This is a genomic window from Streptomyces sp. NPDC048434 (assembly GCF_043200375.1).
Classification (GTDB): Bacteria; Actinomycetota; Actinomycetes; order Streptomycetales; family Streptomycetaceae; genus Streptomyces.
In genome coordinates, this window is sequence record NZ_JBICXQ010000007.1 from 21075 (window position 1) to 37357 (window position 16283).

The 16283-nt window shown below is 72.2% G+C and carries 15 protein-coding genes; 11 read left to right on the top strand and 4 right to left on the bottom strand.

Annotated elements, in window-relative coordinates:
• Positions 1-228: 228 nt before the first annotated feature.
• The 3 genes from ACGFWI_RS10200 (at position 229) to ACGFWI_RS10210 (ending at position 4259) form a co-directional block, all read left to right on the top strand.
• Positions 229-2277 carry a SpoIIE family protein phosphatase gene (locus ACGFWI_RS10200; protein ID WP_393905491.1) on the top strand — a complete coding sequence of 683 codons (2049 nt, stop codon included), beginning with the start codon at positions 229-231 and terminating at the stop codon, positions 2275-2277.
• Between the two features lie 52 nt (positions 2278-2329).
• A complete protein-coding gene (gene hemW, locus ACGFWI_RS10205; RefSeq protein WP_393905492.1) occupies positions 2330-3562 on the top strand; it encodes a radical SAM family heme chaperone HemW in 1233 nt (410 codons plus the stop codon).
• Positions 3563-3671: 109 nt separating this feature from the next.
• Positions 3672-4259 (top strand): Uma2 family endonuclease, encoded by a 588-nt coding sequence (locus ACGFWI_RS10210; protein WP_393905493.1) that lies wholly within the window; start codon positions 3672-3674, stop codon positions 4257-4259.
• On the opposite strand, the gene ACGFWI_RS10215 is transcribed toward ACGFWI_RS10210, so the two are convergent.
• Positions 4237-5070, bottom strand: coding sequence for a DUF3097 domain-containing protein (locus ACGFWI_RS10215; RefSeq protein WP_393905494.1), 834 nt, complete (start codon positions 5068-5070; stop codon positions 4237-4239). The two genes, ACGFWI_RS10210 and ACGFWI_RS10215, sit on opposite strands and share 23 nt — an antisense overlap.
• A gap of 179 nt (positions 5071-5249) precedes the next feature.
• Entirely contained in the window at positions 5250-5984 is a 735-nt protein-coding gene (locus ACGFWI_RS10220) for an MBL fold metallo-hydrolase (protein ID WP_393905495.1), read from the bottom strand.
• Between the two features lie 194 nt (positions 5985-6178).
• Between ACGFWI_RS10220 and hrcA the strand changes: the two genes are divergently transcribed.
• The 4 genes from hrcA (at position 6179) to ACGFWI_RS10240 (ending at position 10258) form a co-directional block, all read left to right on the top strand.
• Positions 6179-7195 carry a heat-inducible transcriptional repressor HrcA gene (gene hrcA, locus ACGFWI_RS10225; protein WP_393905496.1) on the top strand — a complete coding sequence of 339 codons (1017 nt, stop codon included), beginning with the start codon at positions 6179-6181 and terminating at the stop codon, positions 7193-7195.
• Positions 7196-8332 carry a molecular chaperone DnaJ gene (gene dnaJ / locus ACGFWI_RS10230; RefSeq protein WP_393905497.1) on the top strand — a complete coding sequence of 379 codons (1137 nt, stop codon included), beginning with the start codon at positions 7196-7198 and terminating at the stop codon, positions 8330-8332.
• 97 nt (positions 8333-8429) lie between these two features.
• A complete protein-coding gene (locus tag ACGFWI_RS10235) occupies positions 8430-9518 on the top strand; it encodes a nitronate monooxygenase (protein WP_393905498.1) in 1089 nt (362 codons plus the stop codon).
• Positions 9515-10258 (top strand): 16S rRNA (uracil(1498)-N(3))-methyltransferase, encoded by a 744-nt coding sequence (locus ACGFWI_RS10240; RefSeq protein ID WP_393905499.1) that lies wholly within the window; start codon positions 9515-9517, stop codon positions 10256-10258. The genes ACGFWI_RS10235 and ACGFWI_RS10240 overlap by 4 nt, the downstream gene beginning before the upstream one ends.
• Before the next feature lie 202 nt (positions 10259-10460).
• On the opposite strand, the gene ACGFWI_RS10245 is transcribed toward ACGFWI_RS10240, so the two are convergent.
• Positions 10461-10889, bottom strand: a complete 429-nt coding sequence (locus ACGFWI_RS10245) for an OsmC family protein (RefSeq protein ID WP_393905500.1) — start codon at positions 10887-10889, stop codon at positions 10461-10463.
• Between the two features lie 235 nt (positions 10890-11124).
• Here ACGFWI_RS10245 and ACGFWI_RS10250 point away from each other — a divergent pair, with 235 nt between their 5' ends.
• Both ACGFWI_RS10250 and ACGFWI_RS10255 read left to right on the top strand, forming a co-directional pair.
• A complete protein-coding gene (locus ACGFWI_RS10250; RefSeq protein WP_393905714.1) occupies positions 11125-11484 on the top strand; it encodes a histidine triad nucleotide-binding protein in 360 nt (119 codons plus the stop codon).
• A 6-nt stretch (positions 11485-11490) separates the two neighbouring features.
• Positions 11491-12396 carry a ribonuclease Z gene (locus tag ACGFWI_RS10255; RefSeq protein ID WP_393905501.1) on the top strand — a complete coding sequence of 302 codons (906 nt, stop codon included), beginning with the start codon at positions 11491-11493 and terminating at the stop codon, positions 12394-12396.
• A 40-nt stretch (positions 12397-12436) separates the two neighbouring features.
• Here ACGFWI_RS10255 and ACGFWI_RS10260 read toward each other — a convergent pair whose 3' ends face one another.
• The gene (locus ACGFWI_RS10260) at positions 12437-13252 is read right to left on the bottom strand and encodes an HAD family acid phosphatase (protein WP_393905502.1); all 816 of its coding nucleotides are present in this window, start codon (positions 13250-13252) and stop codon (positions 12437-12439) included.
• A 207-nt stretch (positions 13253-13459) separates the two neighbouring features.
• Between ACGFWI_RS10260 and ACGFWI_RS10265 the strand changes: the two genes are divergently transcribed.
• Entirely contained in the window at positions 13460-14767 is a 1308-nt protein-coding gene (locus ACGFWI_RS10265) for a glucarate dehydratase family protein (RefSeq protein WP_393905503.1), read from the top strand.
• A 169-nt stretch (positions 14768-14936) separates the two neighbouring features.
• Complete coding sequence (locus ACGFWI_RS10270; RefSeq protein WP_393905715.1) at positions 14937-16232, top strand: MFS transporter; 1296 nt, start codon at positions 14937-14939, stop codon at positions 16230-16232.
• The last annotated feature ends 51 nt before the right edge of the window (positions 16233-16283 follow it).

Below are 16283 nucleotides of genomic sequence, written 5' to 3' on the forward strand. Positions count from 1 at the left end.
TGGTCCGTACCTGCTCCCCGGGCACCCCTTTGTGCGCGTCGGCCAACTCCCGCGGCGCGTCAGCCGAATTGGCCGCTGTGACCACCCACTTCTGTGACTCAGTGCTTATGGCTGCGCTCGTTCTGTCACTCTGTCGTTGGCGCATACGGCGCCGTAGCGGAGCTGCTCGGGAGTTGCTCAATGCGGACGACAACTTCGTCTCAACGGGACGACGTCACGGCGACGCGCATGGCGAGGGCGGGAGGGTCCCGTGGCGGACCCGCGGCCGGGCCTGCCGAGGGGGCCGCGGCCCGCTCCCGGTGGGCCAGCCTGCCCGGTGATCCGCAGGCCGCTGCCGCCGCCCGCCGGTTCGTCCGGGCCACGTTCGCCGACTGGGCCGACCAGGAGCTGCCCGGCGCGGAGGGCCTGGCCGGCCGGCTCGCGGACGAAGCGGTGCTGCTGGTCAGCGAGTTGGTGACGAATGCGGTGGTGCACGCGGGCACCACCGTCGAGTTGCGCTGCCGGCTGGAGCCGGCGCGGGAGCCGGGCGCGGAGCCCTACGGGAGCCGGAGCGGGGAACCGTACCCGGCGCCGTGCGCGGAAGCCCCCGGCGCGGGCCTCGACGGCACACCCGGCCCCGGTCTCGTCGTCGAGGTCTCCGACCACCACCCCGCCCAGCCGGTCCGCGCCCACGAGGACAGCGCCGCCGCCGAGAACGGCGGCCACGGGCTCCAGCTGATCAGCGCGGTCGCCGAATCCTGGGGCATCACCTACCGCCGGGCCATGAAGACCGTCTGGTTCCGGCTGCCCGTGGGTGCCCGGGACGGCGCCGGTCCCGAGCCCGAGTTCGCCTTCGACAGCCAGCTGCTGCAGCACGGACTGCGGGCCGCCGAACTCCTCGCCCCGGCGCCGCGCCGGTCCGCCCGGCCCGAGCACGACGCCGAACAGGTCGTCAACGGTGCCCTGTCCTTCCTCGCCGAAGCCTCCGATCTGCTCTCCGGCCAGCTCGACGCCGATCAGGTCGCCGCCCTCGCAGCCCAGTTGATCGTGCCGCGGCTCGCCGAATGGTGCGCGGTGTGGCTCTGCGACGGCGACAGCGGTGCGCCCGGCCGGGGCATCGCGGCGGACGGCGAGGAACAGCGGCTCGCCCGCGTCTGGCACACCTCCGAGAGCCGGATCGATGGGCTGCGTACGGCGCTGGAGAAGCAGCCGCCGGAACTGCCGGCCGCCGGCGCGCCCAGCGTTGCGTCCGGCGCGGCGCCCTGGCCCTGGCCGTACGAACCGAGCGGTTACGGGGCGGGCGGCGCCGCACTCGCCTGCCCCCTGGTCGCCGGCGGCCGCCGGCTCGGCACCCTGCTGCTCGGCCGGGGCGGACTGCTGCACTTCCCGGACGAGGTGGTCGGCCTGATCGAGGACCTGTGCCGCCGGGTCGCCCGCGCGGTCGCCACCGCCCGCGCCTACAGCCGGCAGGAACGCATCAGCCAGGTCCTGCAGCGCCGGCTGCTGCCCCGGGGGCGGGCGCAGGTGCCCGGCGTGGAGTCGGCGGTGGTCTACGAACCGCGCGAGGGCGCCTGGGCGGGCGGCGATTTCTGGGACCTCTTCGACGCCGGGGACGGCCGCTGGTGCTTCGCCCTCGGCGATGTCTGCGGCAGCGGCCCCGAGGCGGCCGCGGTGACCGGGCTGGCCCGCCCGGTGCTGCGGCTGCTGGCCCGTGACGGCTTCGGGGTGTCCGCGGTGCTCGACCGGCTCAACAAGACCATGGCGCGGGAGGCCGCTGACTCGGTCGCGGCGGTCGCGGCGGCGGTCGCGGCGGCCGGCGCCGGGGCGGAGGCGCCGGTCGAGATCCGCGAGGAGGGCGAACAGGCCCGGTTCCTGTCCCTGCTCTACGGCGAGATCGTCCCCTACCCCGGCGGTTCCGGCGGCGCCCGCTGCACCCTCGCCAGCGCCGGCCACCCGCTGCCGCTGGTGCTGGGCGCGGACGGCACGGTCCGGATCGTCGCGGCGCCGCAGATGCTGCTGGGAGTGGTGGAGGACGCCGCGTACGTCAGTGAATCGTTCGACCTCTGCCCAGGGGAAACGCTTCTGTGCGTCACCGACGGGGTGACCGAGCGGCGCTCGGGACGGCGGCTCTTCGACGACGAGGACGGTCTGGCCACCACCCTCGCCGGGGGCGCAGGCCTGGGCGCCACCGCCCTCGCCGACCACATCCGCAACACCGTCCACGCCTTCGGCCCGGTCCCGCCCGACGACGACCTGGCCCTGCTGGTCCTGCAGGCGGCCGGGCACGGGGTGCCGTAGGGCACACCGTGCCCGGACCGGCACCGCCCCGCCATGACGGACAATGGTTCCCATGCCTTCCGCACTGCCTGATGGTGAGCCGATGCCCGAGGACGGGGCGCTGCCCGGTCATACGCCGGCGGCGGCCGCCGGCCGGCCCCTCGGCTTCTATCTGCATGTGCCGTACTGCGCGACCCGCTGCGGCTACTGCGACTTCAACACCTACACCGCGAGCGAGCTGCGCGGCTCCGGCGGCGCCCTGGCCTCCCGCGACAACTACGCCGACACCGTCGTGGACGAGATCCGGCTGGCCCGCAAGGTGCTGGGCGACGACCCGCGTCCGGTCGAGACGGTCTTCGTCGGGGGCGGCACCCCGACCCTGCTGCCCGCCGCCGACCTCGGCCGGATGCTCGCCGCCATCCGCGAGGAATTCGGCCTCGCGCCCGGCGCCGAGATCACCACCGAGGCCAACCCGGAGTCCGTCGACCCCCGCTACCTCGACGGGCTGCTCGCGGGCGGGTTCAACCGGGTCTCCTTCGGTATGCAGAGCGCCCGGCAGCACGTCCTGAAGATCCTCGACCGTACGCACACCCCGGGCCGCCCCGAGGCCTGTGTCGCGGAGGCCCGCGCGGCCGGCTTCGACCACGTCAACCTCGACCTGATCTACGGCACCCCCGGCGAGACCGACGACGACTGGCGCGCCTCCCTCGACGCCGCGATCGGGGCCGGCCCCGACCATGTCTCCGCGTACGCCCTGATCGTCGAGGAGGGCACCCAGCTGGCCCGGCGGATCCGCCGCGGCGAGGTCCCGATGACCGACGACGATGTGCACGCCGACCGCTACCTCATCGCCGACGAACGCCTCGCCGCCGCCGGTTTCACCTGGTACGAGGTCTCCAACTGGGCCACCACCGACGCCGCCCGCTGCCGCCACAACGAGCTGTACTGGACCGGCGCCGACTGGTGGGGCGCGGGCCCCGGCGCCCACAGCCACGTCGGCGGCGTCCGCTGGTGGAACGTCAAACACCCCGGCGCCTACGCCCAGGCCCTCACCGAAGGCCGCTCCCCGGGCGCCGGCCGCGAGATCCTGGCGGACGAGGACCGCCGGGTGGAGCGCATCCTCCTGGAGCTGCGCCTCTCGGACGGCTGCCCCCTGGACATCCTCGCCCCGGCGGGCACGCGGGCGGCGGCCCGTGCGCTGGCCGACGGACTGCTGGAGGCCGGTCCGTACGAGGCGGGCCGAGCCGTGCTGACGCTCCGGGGGCGGCTGCTGGCGGACGCGGTGGTGCGGGATCTGGTGGACTGAGAACGTGATGTCCGCGAACGAGTGACCGATGCGGGTGCGCTGCGCGCCTGCCTACGCTGTCCATAGGCTGCCGCCAAATGAACGCGGCGGGATATGGAGGGCCACGGAGATGACCGCTGTGGATGACCGCCTGATTACTGACGCTGCCGAGATTTTCGAGAACCTGGAGGTTCCCGAAGGTTTCAAAGCCGAGCTCCTCAGGGGGGACATCGTGATGATGGCGGGGCCGGACCGGGTCCACAACGACATCGTGGAGTGCGTGCAGGACCAGATCCCCCGTGATCGCTGGCGTCGGCTGCAGACCCAGGACATCGCCATCCCCGGTGAGAACAGTGAGCCGCAGCCCGATCTCGTCGTCCTTGAGCGAGGGTCTCAGAAAGGCCCCGGCAGGCTCATCCCGGCTCCTGCGGTCACACTGCTCGTGGAGGTCGTCTCCAAGACCAGCATCGATCGGGATTATGGCGACAAGCGCTCGATCTACGCGGCGGGCAGAGTGCCCGTGTACCTGATCATCGACCCCACCGCCGGGCAATGTGTGGTGCTCACCGAACCGACGGGCAGCGGAGAGGAAGCCGACTACCAGATGGAGTGCACCACGAAGTTCGGAGTCCCCGTTCCCTTGGATGTCCTCGGCGTCAAGCTGAACACCACCGAGTTCGAGACCCTCCCCGCCGTCACACGTCACCGCCGGCCGTAACGAAGTCGATCAGCTCCTCCACCCGTCCCAGCAGCGCCGGCTCCAGGTCCTTGTAGGAGCGCACGCAGGACAGGATCCGCTGCCAGGCGGCCCCCGTGTTCTCCGGCCAGCCCAGCGCCCGGCACACCCCCGTCTTCCAGTCCTGGCCGTGCGGGACGGACGGCCAGGCCGCAATCCCGACCGAGGACGGCTTCACCGCCTCCCAGATGTCGATGTAGGGGTGGCCCACCACCAGCGCATGGGCACCGGTCACCCCGGCCGCGATACGCGACTCCTTCGAGCCGGGCACGAGATGGTCGACGAGGACGCCGAGACGGGCGTCCGGGCCGGGGGAGAAGCCGCGGACGATCGCGGGCAGGTCGTCGATGCCCTCCAGGTACTCCACGACGACGCCCTCGATACGCAGGTCGTCGCCCCACACCCGCTCCACCAGCTCGGCGTCGTGCCGGCCCTCCACATAGACGCGCCCGGCGCGGGCGACCCGTGCGCGGGCGCCGGGCACGGCGAGTGATCCCGATGCCGTACGCGCCGGAGCGGCGGCCGCCGGCCTGTCCTGGGGACGTACGAGCGTGACCACCCGCCCCTCCAGGAGGAAGCCGCGCGGCTCCATGGGGAAGACCCGGTGCTTGCCGAAGCGGTCCTCCAGGGTGACCGTCGGGCCCTGCGCCGTCTTCTCGCAGCGGATCACGGCGCCGCAGAAGCCCGAGGTGACCTCCTCGACGACCAGATCGGGATCGGCCGGCACCTCCGGGGCGGGCCGCTGCTTCTTCCAGGGCGGGGTGAGATCGGGGCTGTAGCGCCTGTTCTGCATCGAGTAGGGCCTGTTCTCTGCGGGTGGTCGGTGTTTCGGCCGGGGGGCGTGGGGCGTCCCCGGGGGATGCAGTCAGGGCGGGGTGAGGCCGGGGCCGTGGCGCTTGCTCTGCATGGGGCCTGTTCCGTCGGGCGGGCGGGTGGTGGTCAGGACAGGGGCGATGCCGAAACGGGCGGCGGTCAGGAAGGCGCGACGCCGAAGCGGGCGGCCAGGGCGTCGCGTTGGGCACGGACGAACGGGGCGTCCACCACGGCGCCATGGCCGGGAACGTACCGTGCGTCCTCACCGCCGAGGGCCAGCAGCCGCTCCAGCGCGCCGGGCCACTGCTGGGGCAGCGCGTCGGGGCCCGCCTGGGGCTCGCCGGACTCCTCGACCAGATCCCCGCAGAAGACGATCTCCGCTTCCCCGCGCCGGCCCGGTACCAGGACGGCCAGATCGTGGGCGGTGTGCCCGGGGCCGACGTTGGCGAGCAGCACCTGCCGGTCGCCGAGCTCGACGGTCAGCTGGCCGTGCACGTGGTGGTGCGGGGCGACGAGCAGATCGGCGGCCTCCGCGGCGGCATCCGCCTCGACGCCCTCGCGGACCGCGGTCCGCCGCAGCTCGTCCTTCTCGCGCCGGAGCAGCTCGCCAAGGCCGGCCGCGCCGAACACCTCGACGCCCGCGAAGGCGGCCGTGCCCAGGACATGATCGAAATGCGGATGGGTGAGCGCGACATGCGTCACTTCCCGGCCCAGTACGCCACGGATCGACCGGCGCAGATCCGCGCCGTCGCGAAGGGTCGCGCCGGTGTCGACGATCATGACGCCGGTGGTCCCGGCGATCACCCCGACCGTCTCGTCCCAGCCCGGCATCCGGCGCCTGGCGACGCCGTCACCGAGTCGTTCCCAACCGGCCTCTTCCCAAGCAGTGTGCATACCGAGACGCTAGCGCCATCGCGATAGCGTTGCCCGACAGATCGACCGAACACGGTCATCGGGCAAGTACTCCGCGCGGCCGCCCTTGCCGCAGCCGTGCTACCCGGCCGTACACTGGCTCAGGGTCTGGCACTCGGCTTGCGTGAGTGCCAGGAGAGACGAGACGGCGGACGGCCGGACTGGAGGTGCGCGGGATGCTCAGTGAACGCAGGCTGGAGGTGCTGCGCGCCATCGTCCAGGACTACGTCGGGACGGAGGAGCCGGTCGGCTCCAAGGCGCTCACCGAGCGCCATCGGCTCGGGGTCTCCCCGGCCACCATCCGCAACGACATGGCGGCCCTGGAGGACGAGGGGTTCATCGCCCAGCCGCACACCAGCGCCGGGCGGATCCCGACCGACAAGGGCTACCGCCTGTTCGTCGACAAGCTGGCCGGCGTCAAGCCGCTGTCCAGCCCGGAGCGGCGGGCGATCCAGAATTTCCTGGACGGCGCCGTCGACCTCGACGACATGGTGGGCCGCACGGTCCGGCTGCTGGCGCAGCTGACCCGGCAGGTCGCCGTCGTGCAGTATCCGTCCCTGACCCGGTCCACGGTCCGGCATGTCGAGCTGCTGGCCCTGGCCCCGGCCCGGCTGATGCTCGTACTGATCACGGACACCGGCCGGGTCGAGCAGCGGATCATCGACTGCCAGGCACCGTTCGGCGAAACCTCCCTGGCGGATCTGCGGGCGCGGCTCAACAGCCGGGTCGTCGGCCGCCGGTTCGCGGATGTGCCGCAGTTGGTGCAGGATCTCCCGGAGTCCTTCGAGCAGGACGACCGCGGCACGGTCTCGACAGTGCTGTCGGTGTTGCTGGAAACTTTGGTGGAAGAGACCGAAGAGCGGCTGATGATCGGCGGTACCGCCAATCTCACGCGCTTCGGGCACGATTTCCCCCTGACGATCCGGCCCGTGCTGGAGGCCCTTGAGGAGCATGTGGTGATGCTCAAGCTGCTCGGGGAGGCCAACGACTCGGGCATGACCGTACGTATCGGGCATGAGAATGCCCATGAAGGCCTGGCGTCCACATCGGTCGTCACGGTCGGCTACGGTTCGGGCGACGAGGCAGTCGCCAAACTCGGCGTGGTCGGACCGACCCGCATGGACTACCCCGGAACGATGGGAGCGGTACGCGCAGTGGCACGTTACGTCGGACAAATCCTCGCGGAGTCGTAAGTGGCCACGGATTATTACTCGGTCCTCGGCATCAGCCGTGATGCCTCGCAGGAACAGATCAAGAAGGCCTTCCGTCGGCTGGCGCGTGAGCTGCACCCGGACGTGAACCCGGATCCCAAGACCCAGGAGCGGTTCAAGGAGATCAACGCCGCTTACGAGGTCCTGTCGGACCCGCAGAAGAAGCAGGTCTACGACCTCGGCGGCGACCCGCTCTCGCAGGCCGGCGGCGGCCAGGGCGCGGGCGGCTTCGGCGCGGGCTTCGGCAACTTCTCCGACATCATGGACGCGTTCTTCGGCACCGCGTCGCAGCGCGGGCCGCGCTCGCGCACCCGCCGCGGCCAGGACGCCATGATCCGGCTCGACATCGAGCTGAACGAAGCGGCCTTCGGCACGACCAAGGACCTCCAGGTCGACACCGCCGTCGTCTGCACGACCTGCAGCGGCGAGGGCGCGGCGCCCGGCACCTCGGCGCAGACCTGCGACATGTGCCGCGGCCGCGGTGAGGTCTCGCAGGTCACCCGGTCCTTCCTCGGCCAGGTCATGACGTCCAGGCCGTGCCCGCAGTGCCAGGGCTTCGGCACGGTCGTGCCGACCCCGTGCCACGAGTGCGCCGGCGACGGCCGGATCCGCTCCCGCCGCACGCTGACCGTCAAGATCCCGGCCGGTGTCGACAACGGCACCCGCATCCAGCTCGCGGGCGAGGGCGAGGTCGGCCCCGGCGGCGGCCCCGCCGGTGATCTCTATGTGGAGATCCACGAGCTGGCGCACTCGGTCTTCCAGCGGCGCGGCGACGATCTGCACTGCACGGTCACCATCCCGATGACAGCGGCGGCGCTGGGCACGAAGTGTCCGCTGGAGACGCTGGACGGGGTGGAGGAGATCGATGTCCGGCCCGGTACCCAGTCCGGCCAGTCGATCCCGCTGCACCAGCGCGGGGTGACGCATCTGCGCGGCGGCGGCCGGGGCGATCTCATCGTCCATGTCGAGGTGATGACGCCGTCCAAGCTCGACCCCGATCAGGAAGAGGCGCTGCGGCGGCTGGCCAAGCTCCGCGGGGAGGAACGGCCCACGGGGCAGTTCCAGCCGGGGCAGCAGGGCTTGTTCTCGCGGCTGAAGGATGCGTTCAACGGGCGATAGCCCCAGGTCGGCCCGGGGAGCCGAAGCCGTTCGCGCTGCGGCGCAGCGGCCTCGGACCCGGTTCGGAACGGCGCGGTGGGCGTGACACGATGTGCTCATGCCCACCGCACTGACCGATCTCTGCCGCTACCCGATCGTGCAGGCCCCGATGGCGGGAGGCGGCTCAGGACCCGGGCTGGCCGCCGCCGTCTGCGGCGCCGGCGGTCTCGGCTTCCTCGCCGCCGGCTACAAAACCGCCGACGGCATGTATCAGGAGATCAAACAGCTGCGGTCGCTGACCGGCCGGCCCTTCGGCGTCAATCTCTTCATGCCGCAGCCCTCGCTGGCCGACGGCTCCGTCGTCGAGGTCTACCGCGAGCAACTCGCGGGCGAGGCCACCTGGTACGAGACCGAGCTAGGTGACACCGACGGGCCCATCGACGACGGCTACGAGGCCAAGCTCGCGATCCTGCGGGACGACCCGGTGCCGGTGGTGTCCTTCACCTTCGGCTGTCCCTCGCGCGCCGTCCTCGACGCCTTCGCCAAGCTCGGTACGTACACGGTCGTCACGGTCACCACCGCCGCCGAGGCGCAGGCCGCGCAGTGGTCGGGCGCCGACGCGGTGTGTGTGCAGGGCGTGGAGGCCGGCGGCCACCAGGGCACCCACCGGGACGATCCGCATGCGGACGGGACCGGCTCGGGGCTGGGCCTGCTGGCGCTGCTCGGCCAGGTCCACGAGGCCGTGCAGATCCCGGTGATCGCCGCGGGCGGGCTGATGCGCGGGGCGCAGATCGCGTCGGTGCTGGCCGCCGGGGCGAGCATGGCGCAGCTGGGCACCGCCTTCCTCGCCACCCCGGAGTCGGGCGCCAACCCGCTGCACAAGCACGCACTGACCAACCCGCTGTTCACGCATACGGAGTTGACCCGGGCGTTCTCCGGGCGGCCGGCCCGCGGACTGGTGAACCGCTTCATGCGCGAGCACGGCCCGTACGCCCCGGCCGCCTACCCGGCCGTCCACTACCTCACCTCCACCGTGCGCAAGGCCGCGGCCAAGGCGGGCGACGCGCAGGGCATGAACCTGTGGGCGGGACAGGGGCACCGGCTGGCGCGGGAGCTGCCCGCCGCGCGGCTCGTGGAAGTACTGGCGGTCGAACTGGACGCGGCGCGCGCCGCGTTGAGCCTCCCGGGTGCCGGCAGAGCCTCATGACCGCGCCGGTATTCCTCGTCGATTCGCTCGCGGACGTACGGGCCGGCGGCACCCTGACCCTGGACGGCCCCGAGGGCCGGCACGCGGTGTCGGTGCGCCGGCTGCGGGTCGGTGAGGAGGTCGTCCTGACGGACGGCCACGGTGCGGGCGCGCACGGCACGGTCGCCGCCGTCGAGGGCAAGGACCGGCTCACCGTCGCGGTCACGGAGCTGCGCACCGAGGCCCCGCCGAACCCCACGATCACCGTCGTCCAGGCGCTCCCCAAGGGCGACCGCGGCGAGCTGGCCGTCGAGACGATGACCGAGACCGGGGTGGACGGCATCGTGCCCTGGGCGGCGGCGCGTTGCGTCACCCAGTGGAAGGGCGAGCGGGCCGCCAAGGCGCTGGGCAAATGGCGCGCCACCGCCCGCGAGGCGGGCAAGCAGTCGCGTCGGCTGACCTTCCCCGAGGTCGCGGACCCGCTGACGACCAAGCAGGTGGCCACCCTGCTCGCCGACGCCGATTTCGCGGCCGTCCTCCACGAGGAGGGCAGCTCGCCGCTCGCCACCGCCGAACTCCCCGCCGAGGGCCGGATCGTGCTCGTCGTCGGGCCGGAGGGCGGAGTCTCCCCGGAGGAGCTCACCCTCTTCGCCGAGGCCGGCGCCAAGCCCTACCGCCTGGGGACGACCGTGCTGCGCACCTCCACGGCGGGCACCGCGGCCACGGCGCTGCTGCTGGGGCGCACGGGGCGCTGGAGCTAGCGCACGGCTTCCGGATCGGCCCGGATCGGCCCCGAGGTCGGTCCGGATCGGACCGTGGCGTCCAGTGCGGCGCCCTATCGCGGCGGAGCATCGTCCGTGTACGGGGCGTACCCGGGCGGGGCGGCGGCGCGCCGGCCGCCCCAAGGGCCCGTCGGCGCACCCCCGTTGGGTGTGCGGTGACCGGCCCCGGGCGGCTGCCGGGTCAGATCAGCTCTGCCGCCAGCGTGATGTTCTTGACGCCCGCCAGCGCCTGGCTCACCGGGCAGTTGGCCTTGGCGTCCTCGGCCGCCGCCCGGAAGTCCTCCTCGGACAGACCGGGGACGCGGGCCTTGACGGTCAGTGCGATGGCGGTGATGCCCTCGCCCGGCTGGAAGGTGACATCCGCCCGGGTGTCCAGGGCCTCGACGGTGTAGCCCTTGCCCGCCAGGCCGTGCGAGAAGGCCATGGAGTAGCAGGAGGAGTGGGCCGCCGCGATCAGCTCCTCGGGGCTGGTGACGCCCTCGGGCTGCTCCGCGCGGGCGGGCCAGTTCACGTCGTAGGTACCGACCTTGGAGGAGTCCAGGGCGACGGTGCCCTTGCCCTCCAGGAGGTTGCCTTCCCAGTGGGTCGTGGCGGTGCGCGTGGTTGCCATGGTGCATAACTCCCGGTTGTGGGCGTAAGCGATCACCGGCCAGCTTAGGCGTGCACGCGCCGATCCGCCGTCGCGGCCGTGGCGGAGCCGGCCGCGGGCGCTCCCGTGCGGCGGGCCGTGCGGGGCGGGGAAGCCGCGCGGCGTGGGGTGGGGTGGGCCCTCGGGTGCGGCCCGCCCGGTAGCATCCGAGGCCGTGCGCACCGTGCGTACGACCAAGACCTGGGAGGTGCCGCCGGTGGCGGGAGAACCGCAGGCCGACTGCCTGTTCTGCAAGATCGTGGCGGGGGAGGTACCGGCGACCATCGTCCGGGAGACGGACACCACCGTCGCGTTCCGCGACATCAACCCCCAGGCGCCCACGCACGTCCTGGTGATCCCCAAGGTGCACTACCCGGACGCCGCGAACCTGGCCGCCGCCGAACCGCAGATCGTCGCCGACATACTGCGCGAGTCCCGCGAGGTCGCCGCCGAGGACAAGGTCGAGGACAGGGGCTACCGGGTCGTCTTCAACACCGGCGCCGGCGCGGGCCAGACCGTCTTCCACGCCCACCTGCACGTGCTCGGCGGCCGCGGCCTCCAGTGGCCCCCGGGGTAAGCGACCGTGTCCGTACGTGAATTGGTGGTCCTCGGCACCGCGAGCCAGGTCCCCACGCGGCACCGCAACCACAACGGCTATGTGCTGCGCTGGGACGGCCAGGGGCTGCTCTTCGACCCCGGCGAGGGGACCCAGCGCCAGATGCTGCGCGCCGGGGTCGCCGCCCACGACCTCCACCGGATCTGCATCACGCATTTCCACGGCGACCACTCGCTCGGCCTGGCCGGGGTGATCCAGCGGATCAACCTCGACCGGGTGCCGCACCCGGTCACCGCCCACTACCCGGCGAGCGGCGAGCACTTCTTCGACCGGCTGCGCTATGCCACCGCGTACCGGGAGACGGTCCACCTGGTCCAGCGGCCGGTGGCCGTCGACGGTGAGCTGGAGCGCTCGGCGTCGTACGTCCTGGAGGCGCGCAAGCTCTCGCACCCGGTCGAGTCGTACGGATACCGCCTCATCGAACCGGACTCCCGCCGGATGCTGCCGGAGCGGCTGGCGGCGCACGGCATCGCCGGACCGGACGTCGGGCGCCTCCAGCGGCTCGGCGAGCTGAACGGCGTCACCCTCGACGAGGTGAGCGAGCAGCGCCCCGGCCAGCGGTTCGCGTTCGTCATGGACACCCGGCTGTGCGAGGGCGTCCATGCGCTCGCCGAGGGGGCGGACATGCTCGTGATCGAGTCGACGTTCCTGGACGAGGACGTCCAACTTGCCCTCGACCACGGGCACTTGACCGCCGGGCAGGCGGCGGAGGTGGCGGCGTCGGCGGGGGTGCGGCACCTCGTGCTGACGCACTTCTCGCAGCGTTACGACGACCCCGCGGAGTTCGAGCGGCAGGCCCGCGCGGCGGGCTTCACGGGGGAGTTGACCATCGCCAAGGACCTGATGCGGGTGCCGGTGCCCAAGCGGCGCTGAACGCCCGGCGGAGGGCGGTCCGCCGGGCGCGCGCCGCTTCCTACGGCAGGTAGTACATCGGGTTCGGCAGCTTGAACGTCCGGTCCCCGGCGCCGCCGTTCAGATCGCTGTACTGGTCACCGAAGTTGGCGACGACCCGGTAGCCGAGGGACTCGATGTGCTTGCGGGTGCCCGACTTGTACTCGACGGTGGTGCAGGTGGCGCCGCAGGGCAGGTAGGCCGGCGGGTGCTCCTTGTTCTTCAGGTAGACGTGCCGGCGGTCCAGGGGCACGCCGTAGCCGACGTTCTTGAGGTTGCGGACGCTCCAGTCGCGCTGCGCCTCCTTGCGGCCGGTCAGGAAGAACACCTCGGCGCCCTTGTCGTGGGCCCAGTTGACGAGCCGGTTCATGCCGAAGACGGGGTCCATGTCGGTGTGGGCCAGGTACTTGTCCTGGCTCTCCTCGGTGTAGTGGAAGCCGACCTGGAGCTCGTAGTTGTAGGTGAGCAGGGTGGTGTCGTCCATGTCGAGGACGATGGCCGGCTTGGCCTGCTTGCCCGTCCGGCCGTGCTGCGCGAGGGCCCTGGACAGATAGCCGCGCGCCTTGGCCTCGATGCCGTGGACCTGACGTGCGTAGTTGCTGTGCGGGGAGGCGTAGTGCTCGCCGTCCGCCGTCACCGTGTCGCCGTAGTACGCCTTGATCTTGTCCTGCACCTGCGTGAGGTTGGGGATCTCCTTGTCGGTGCGCGGCACGGAGTGTTCGGCGGTGGCCTGGCCGATGCCGAAGACCGCGGTGCCGGCGACGAGGGCGGCGACCGTCGTGGCGCCGAGGCGGGCCCTTCGGGAGAGGGCGGGGCGGAAACGGGCGGGGCGCGGCATGCGCGGCTCCTCAAGAAGACATGAACGGGACTCCGTAGGTCTAACAGAGCCTCATTTCGGTATCTACGCGCGAAGATTCAACCCTTGGTAAAGGCTCATGCGGTGCGGGCTCTTGACGGTCGTGAGGCGGGCTCCCTAACCTCCAACTCCATCTGTAGACGCCATCTACATATGAAAACAGCCCTCGATCGCGTAGGAGCCTCCTGGATGACGGACGCCAAGAACCGCCTCACGATCACCGAGGTCCGGCTCACCCCGATCCTGGTGGCCGATCCGCCGCTGCTGAACATCCAGGGCGTGCACCAGCCTTATACCCCCCGGCTGATCATCGAGCTGACCACCGAGGACGGTGCCACCGGGCTCGGCGAGACCTACGGGGACACCAAGTACCTGGAGCTGGCCCAGCCGTTGGCCAGTGCGCTGATCGGCCGGTCGGTCACGGACCTGAACGCCCTGCCCGCGCTCGCCGCCGAGGTGTGCGGTGACTCACCGGCCGCGACCGGCGCCGACGCGGTGGACGTCGGCGGGCTGCGCGGCGTCCAGACCGCCGACAAGCTGCGGCTGTCCGTCCTCTCCGGCTTCGAGGTCGCCTGCCTGGACGCCTGGGGCCGGTCCGCCGGACTGCCCGTGCACGCCCTGCTCGGCGGCAAGGTCCGCGACCGCGTGGAGTTCAGCGCCTACCTCTTCTACCGCTGGGCCGGGCACCCCGGCGGCCGGGGGGAGCGTGACGACTGGGGCGCGGCGCTCGACCCGGCCGGCGTCGTCTCCCAGGCGCGCCGGTTCGCCGACACCTACGGCTTCACGTCCTTCAAGCTCAAGGGCGGGGTCTTCGCACCCGCGCAGGAGATCGCCGCGGTCCGGGCGCTGGCCGCCGAGTTCCCCGGGCAGCCGCTGCGGCTCGACCCCAACGGCGCCTGGAGCGTACGGACTTCGCTGGCGGTGGCGGAGGAGCTGCGGGACGTCCTGGAGTACCTGGAGGACCCGGCGAGCGGTACGTTCCGGATGGCGGAGGTGGCCGCCGCCACACCGCTCCCGCTCGCCACGAACATGTGCGTGACGACCTTCGACGAGATCGCCGAGGCGTTCACCCGGGGCGCCGTCCAGGTGGTGCTCTCCGACCACCACTACTGGGGCGGGCTGCGCGCCACCCGTGAACTCGCCGCCGTCTGCCGCACCTTCGGCGTCGGCCTGTCCATGCACTCCAACACCCACCTCGGTATCAGCCTCGCCGCGATGACCCAGGTCGCGGCGACCGTGCCCAACCTCGACTACGCCTGCGACAGCCACTACCCCTGGCAGACCGAGGACGTCCTCACCGAGCGGCTCACCTTCCGCGACGGCCGGGTGGACGTCAGCGACGCCCCCGGCCTCGGCGTCACCCTCGACTGCGACCGGCTCGCCGTACTGCACCGCCGCTGGCTGGCCGACGACGGCGGCCTGCGCGACCGCGATGACGCCGCGGCGATGCGGCTGGCCGACCCGGACTGGGCCGCCCCCGCCATGCCCCGCTGGTGACCCCCGGGGGCCCGCCCCAACTCCCCGGCCGTCCCTGGGCGGCCGGACGACAACGGAGTCGCATGTGAGCACCGCCCCGGACCACCCCGCCCCTCAGGAGCCCCGCGACCCGCATCTGCAGGGCGCCGTGGGGAAGATCTTCAAGCGCGTCGTCCCGCTGTTCTTCGTGATGTTCGTCGCCAACTACGTCGACCGCGTCAACATCGGCTTCGCCCAGGACCAGTTGCGCGCCGACGTCGGCATCTCCGCGGCCGCCTTCGGCTTCGGCGCCGGCCTGTTCTTCGTCGCGTATGCGCTCTTCGAAGTGCCCAGCAACCTGCTCATGGAGCGATTCGGCGCGAAGCTCTGGCTCACCCGGATCATGATCACCTGGGGTCTGGTGGCCACCGCCATGGCCTGGGTGACCAGCACCGAGATGTTCTACGCGCTGCGCTTTCTCCTCGGTGTCGCGGAGGCGGGATTCTTTCCCGCGGTCATCTACTACTTCGCCCGCTGGCTGCCGGACGCCGACCGCGGCCGGGCCACCGCGATCTTCCTGATGGGCTCGGGCACCGCCGCCGTCATCGCCGGACCGCTGTCCGGGGCCCTGCTGGAGATGCACGGGCTGCTGGGCCACAGCGGCTGGCAGTGGATGTTCTTCATCGAAGGCGTGGTCTCCGTACTGCTCGGCCTGGTCGTCTTCCGCTTCCTGGACAACCGCCTGGAGGACGCCACCTGGCTCACCGGCCCGGAGAAGGCCGCGCTCGCGACGGCGATCGACGCCGAACAGGCGGCCCGCACCGCCGCGCGCGGCACCGCGAAGGTCTCCCGCTGGAAGCTGCTCACCGACCCGCAGCTGCTCCTGTTCTGCTGGCTGTACTTCGCCATCTCCCTCGCCCTGTACGCGGTCACCTTCTGGCTGCCGAGCATCGTCGACGACATCGCCGGGCTCTCCGAGTTCCAGGTGGGGCTGCTGGTCGCGGTGCCCTGGCTGTGCGCGATCGCCGCGGTGTACGTCACGGGGCGGGCCTCGGACCGTACGGGCCGGCGCCGTCCCTTCCTGGCCTGCGCGCTGCTGGCCGGGGCGGCCGGCACCCTGCTGGCCACCCTGGGGTCCCCCTGGTTCGCCCTGGCCGCCCTGTGTCTCGCGGCGATGGGCTTCAAGACGTCCTCCCCGGTCTTCTGGACGATTCCGCAGAGCTACCTGGACGCCCGGATCGCGGCGCCCGCCATCGCACTGGTCAACTCCCTGGGCAACCTCGGCGGGTTCGTCTCGCCGACCGCCTTCGGGGTCCTCCAGGACGCCACCGGATCGACCCGCGGCGGGCTCATCGGCCTGTCGGTGGTGGGCGTCCTGGCGGCGCTCACCGTCGCGCTGGTCCGCGGCGGCGGGCACCACGAACGGGCGCGCGGCCGGCGGCCCCGGGCCGGAGATCACGGACCCGGCCGTGGTCCTGTGCCTGGTGGCCCGGCACGCGTACGGTGAGGCACGGCTCAGTGGCGGTGCGCCACAGTGGTCCCGTACGTGATCTTTGAA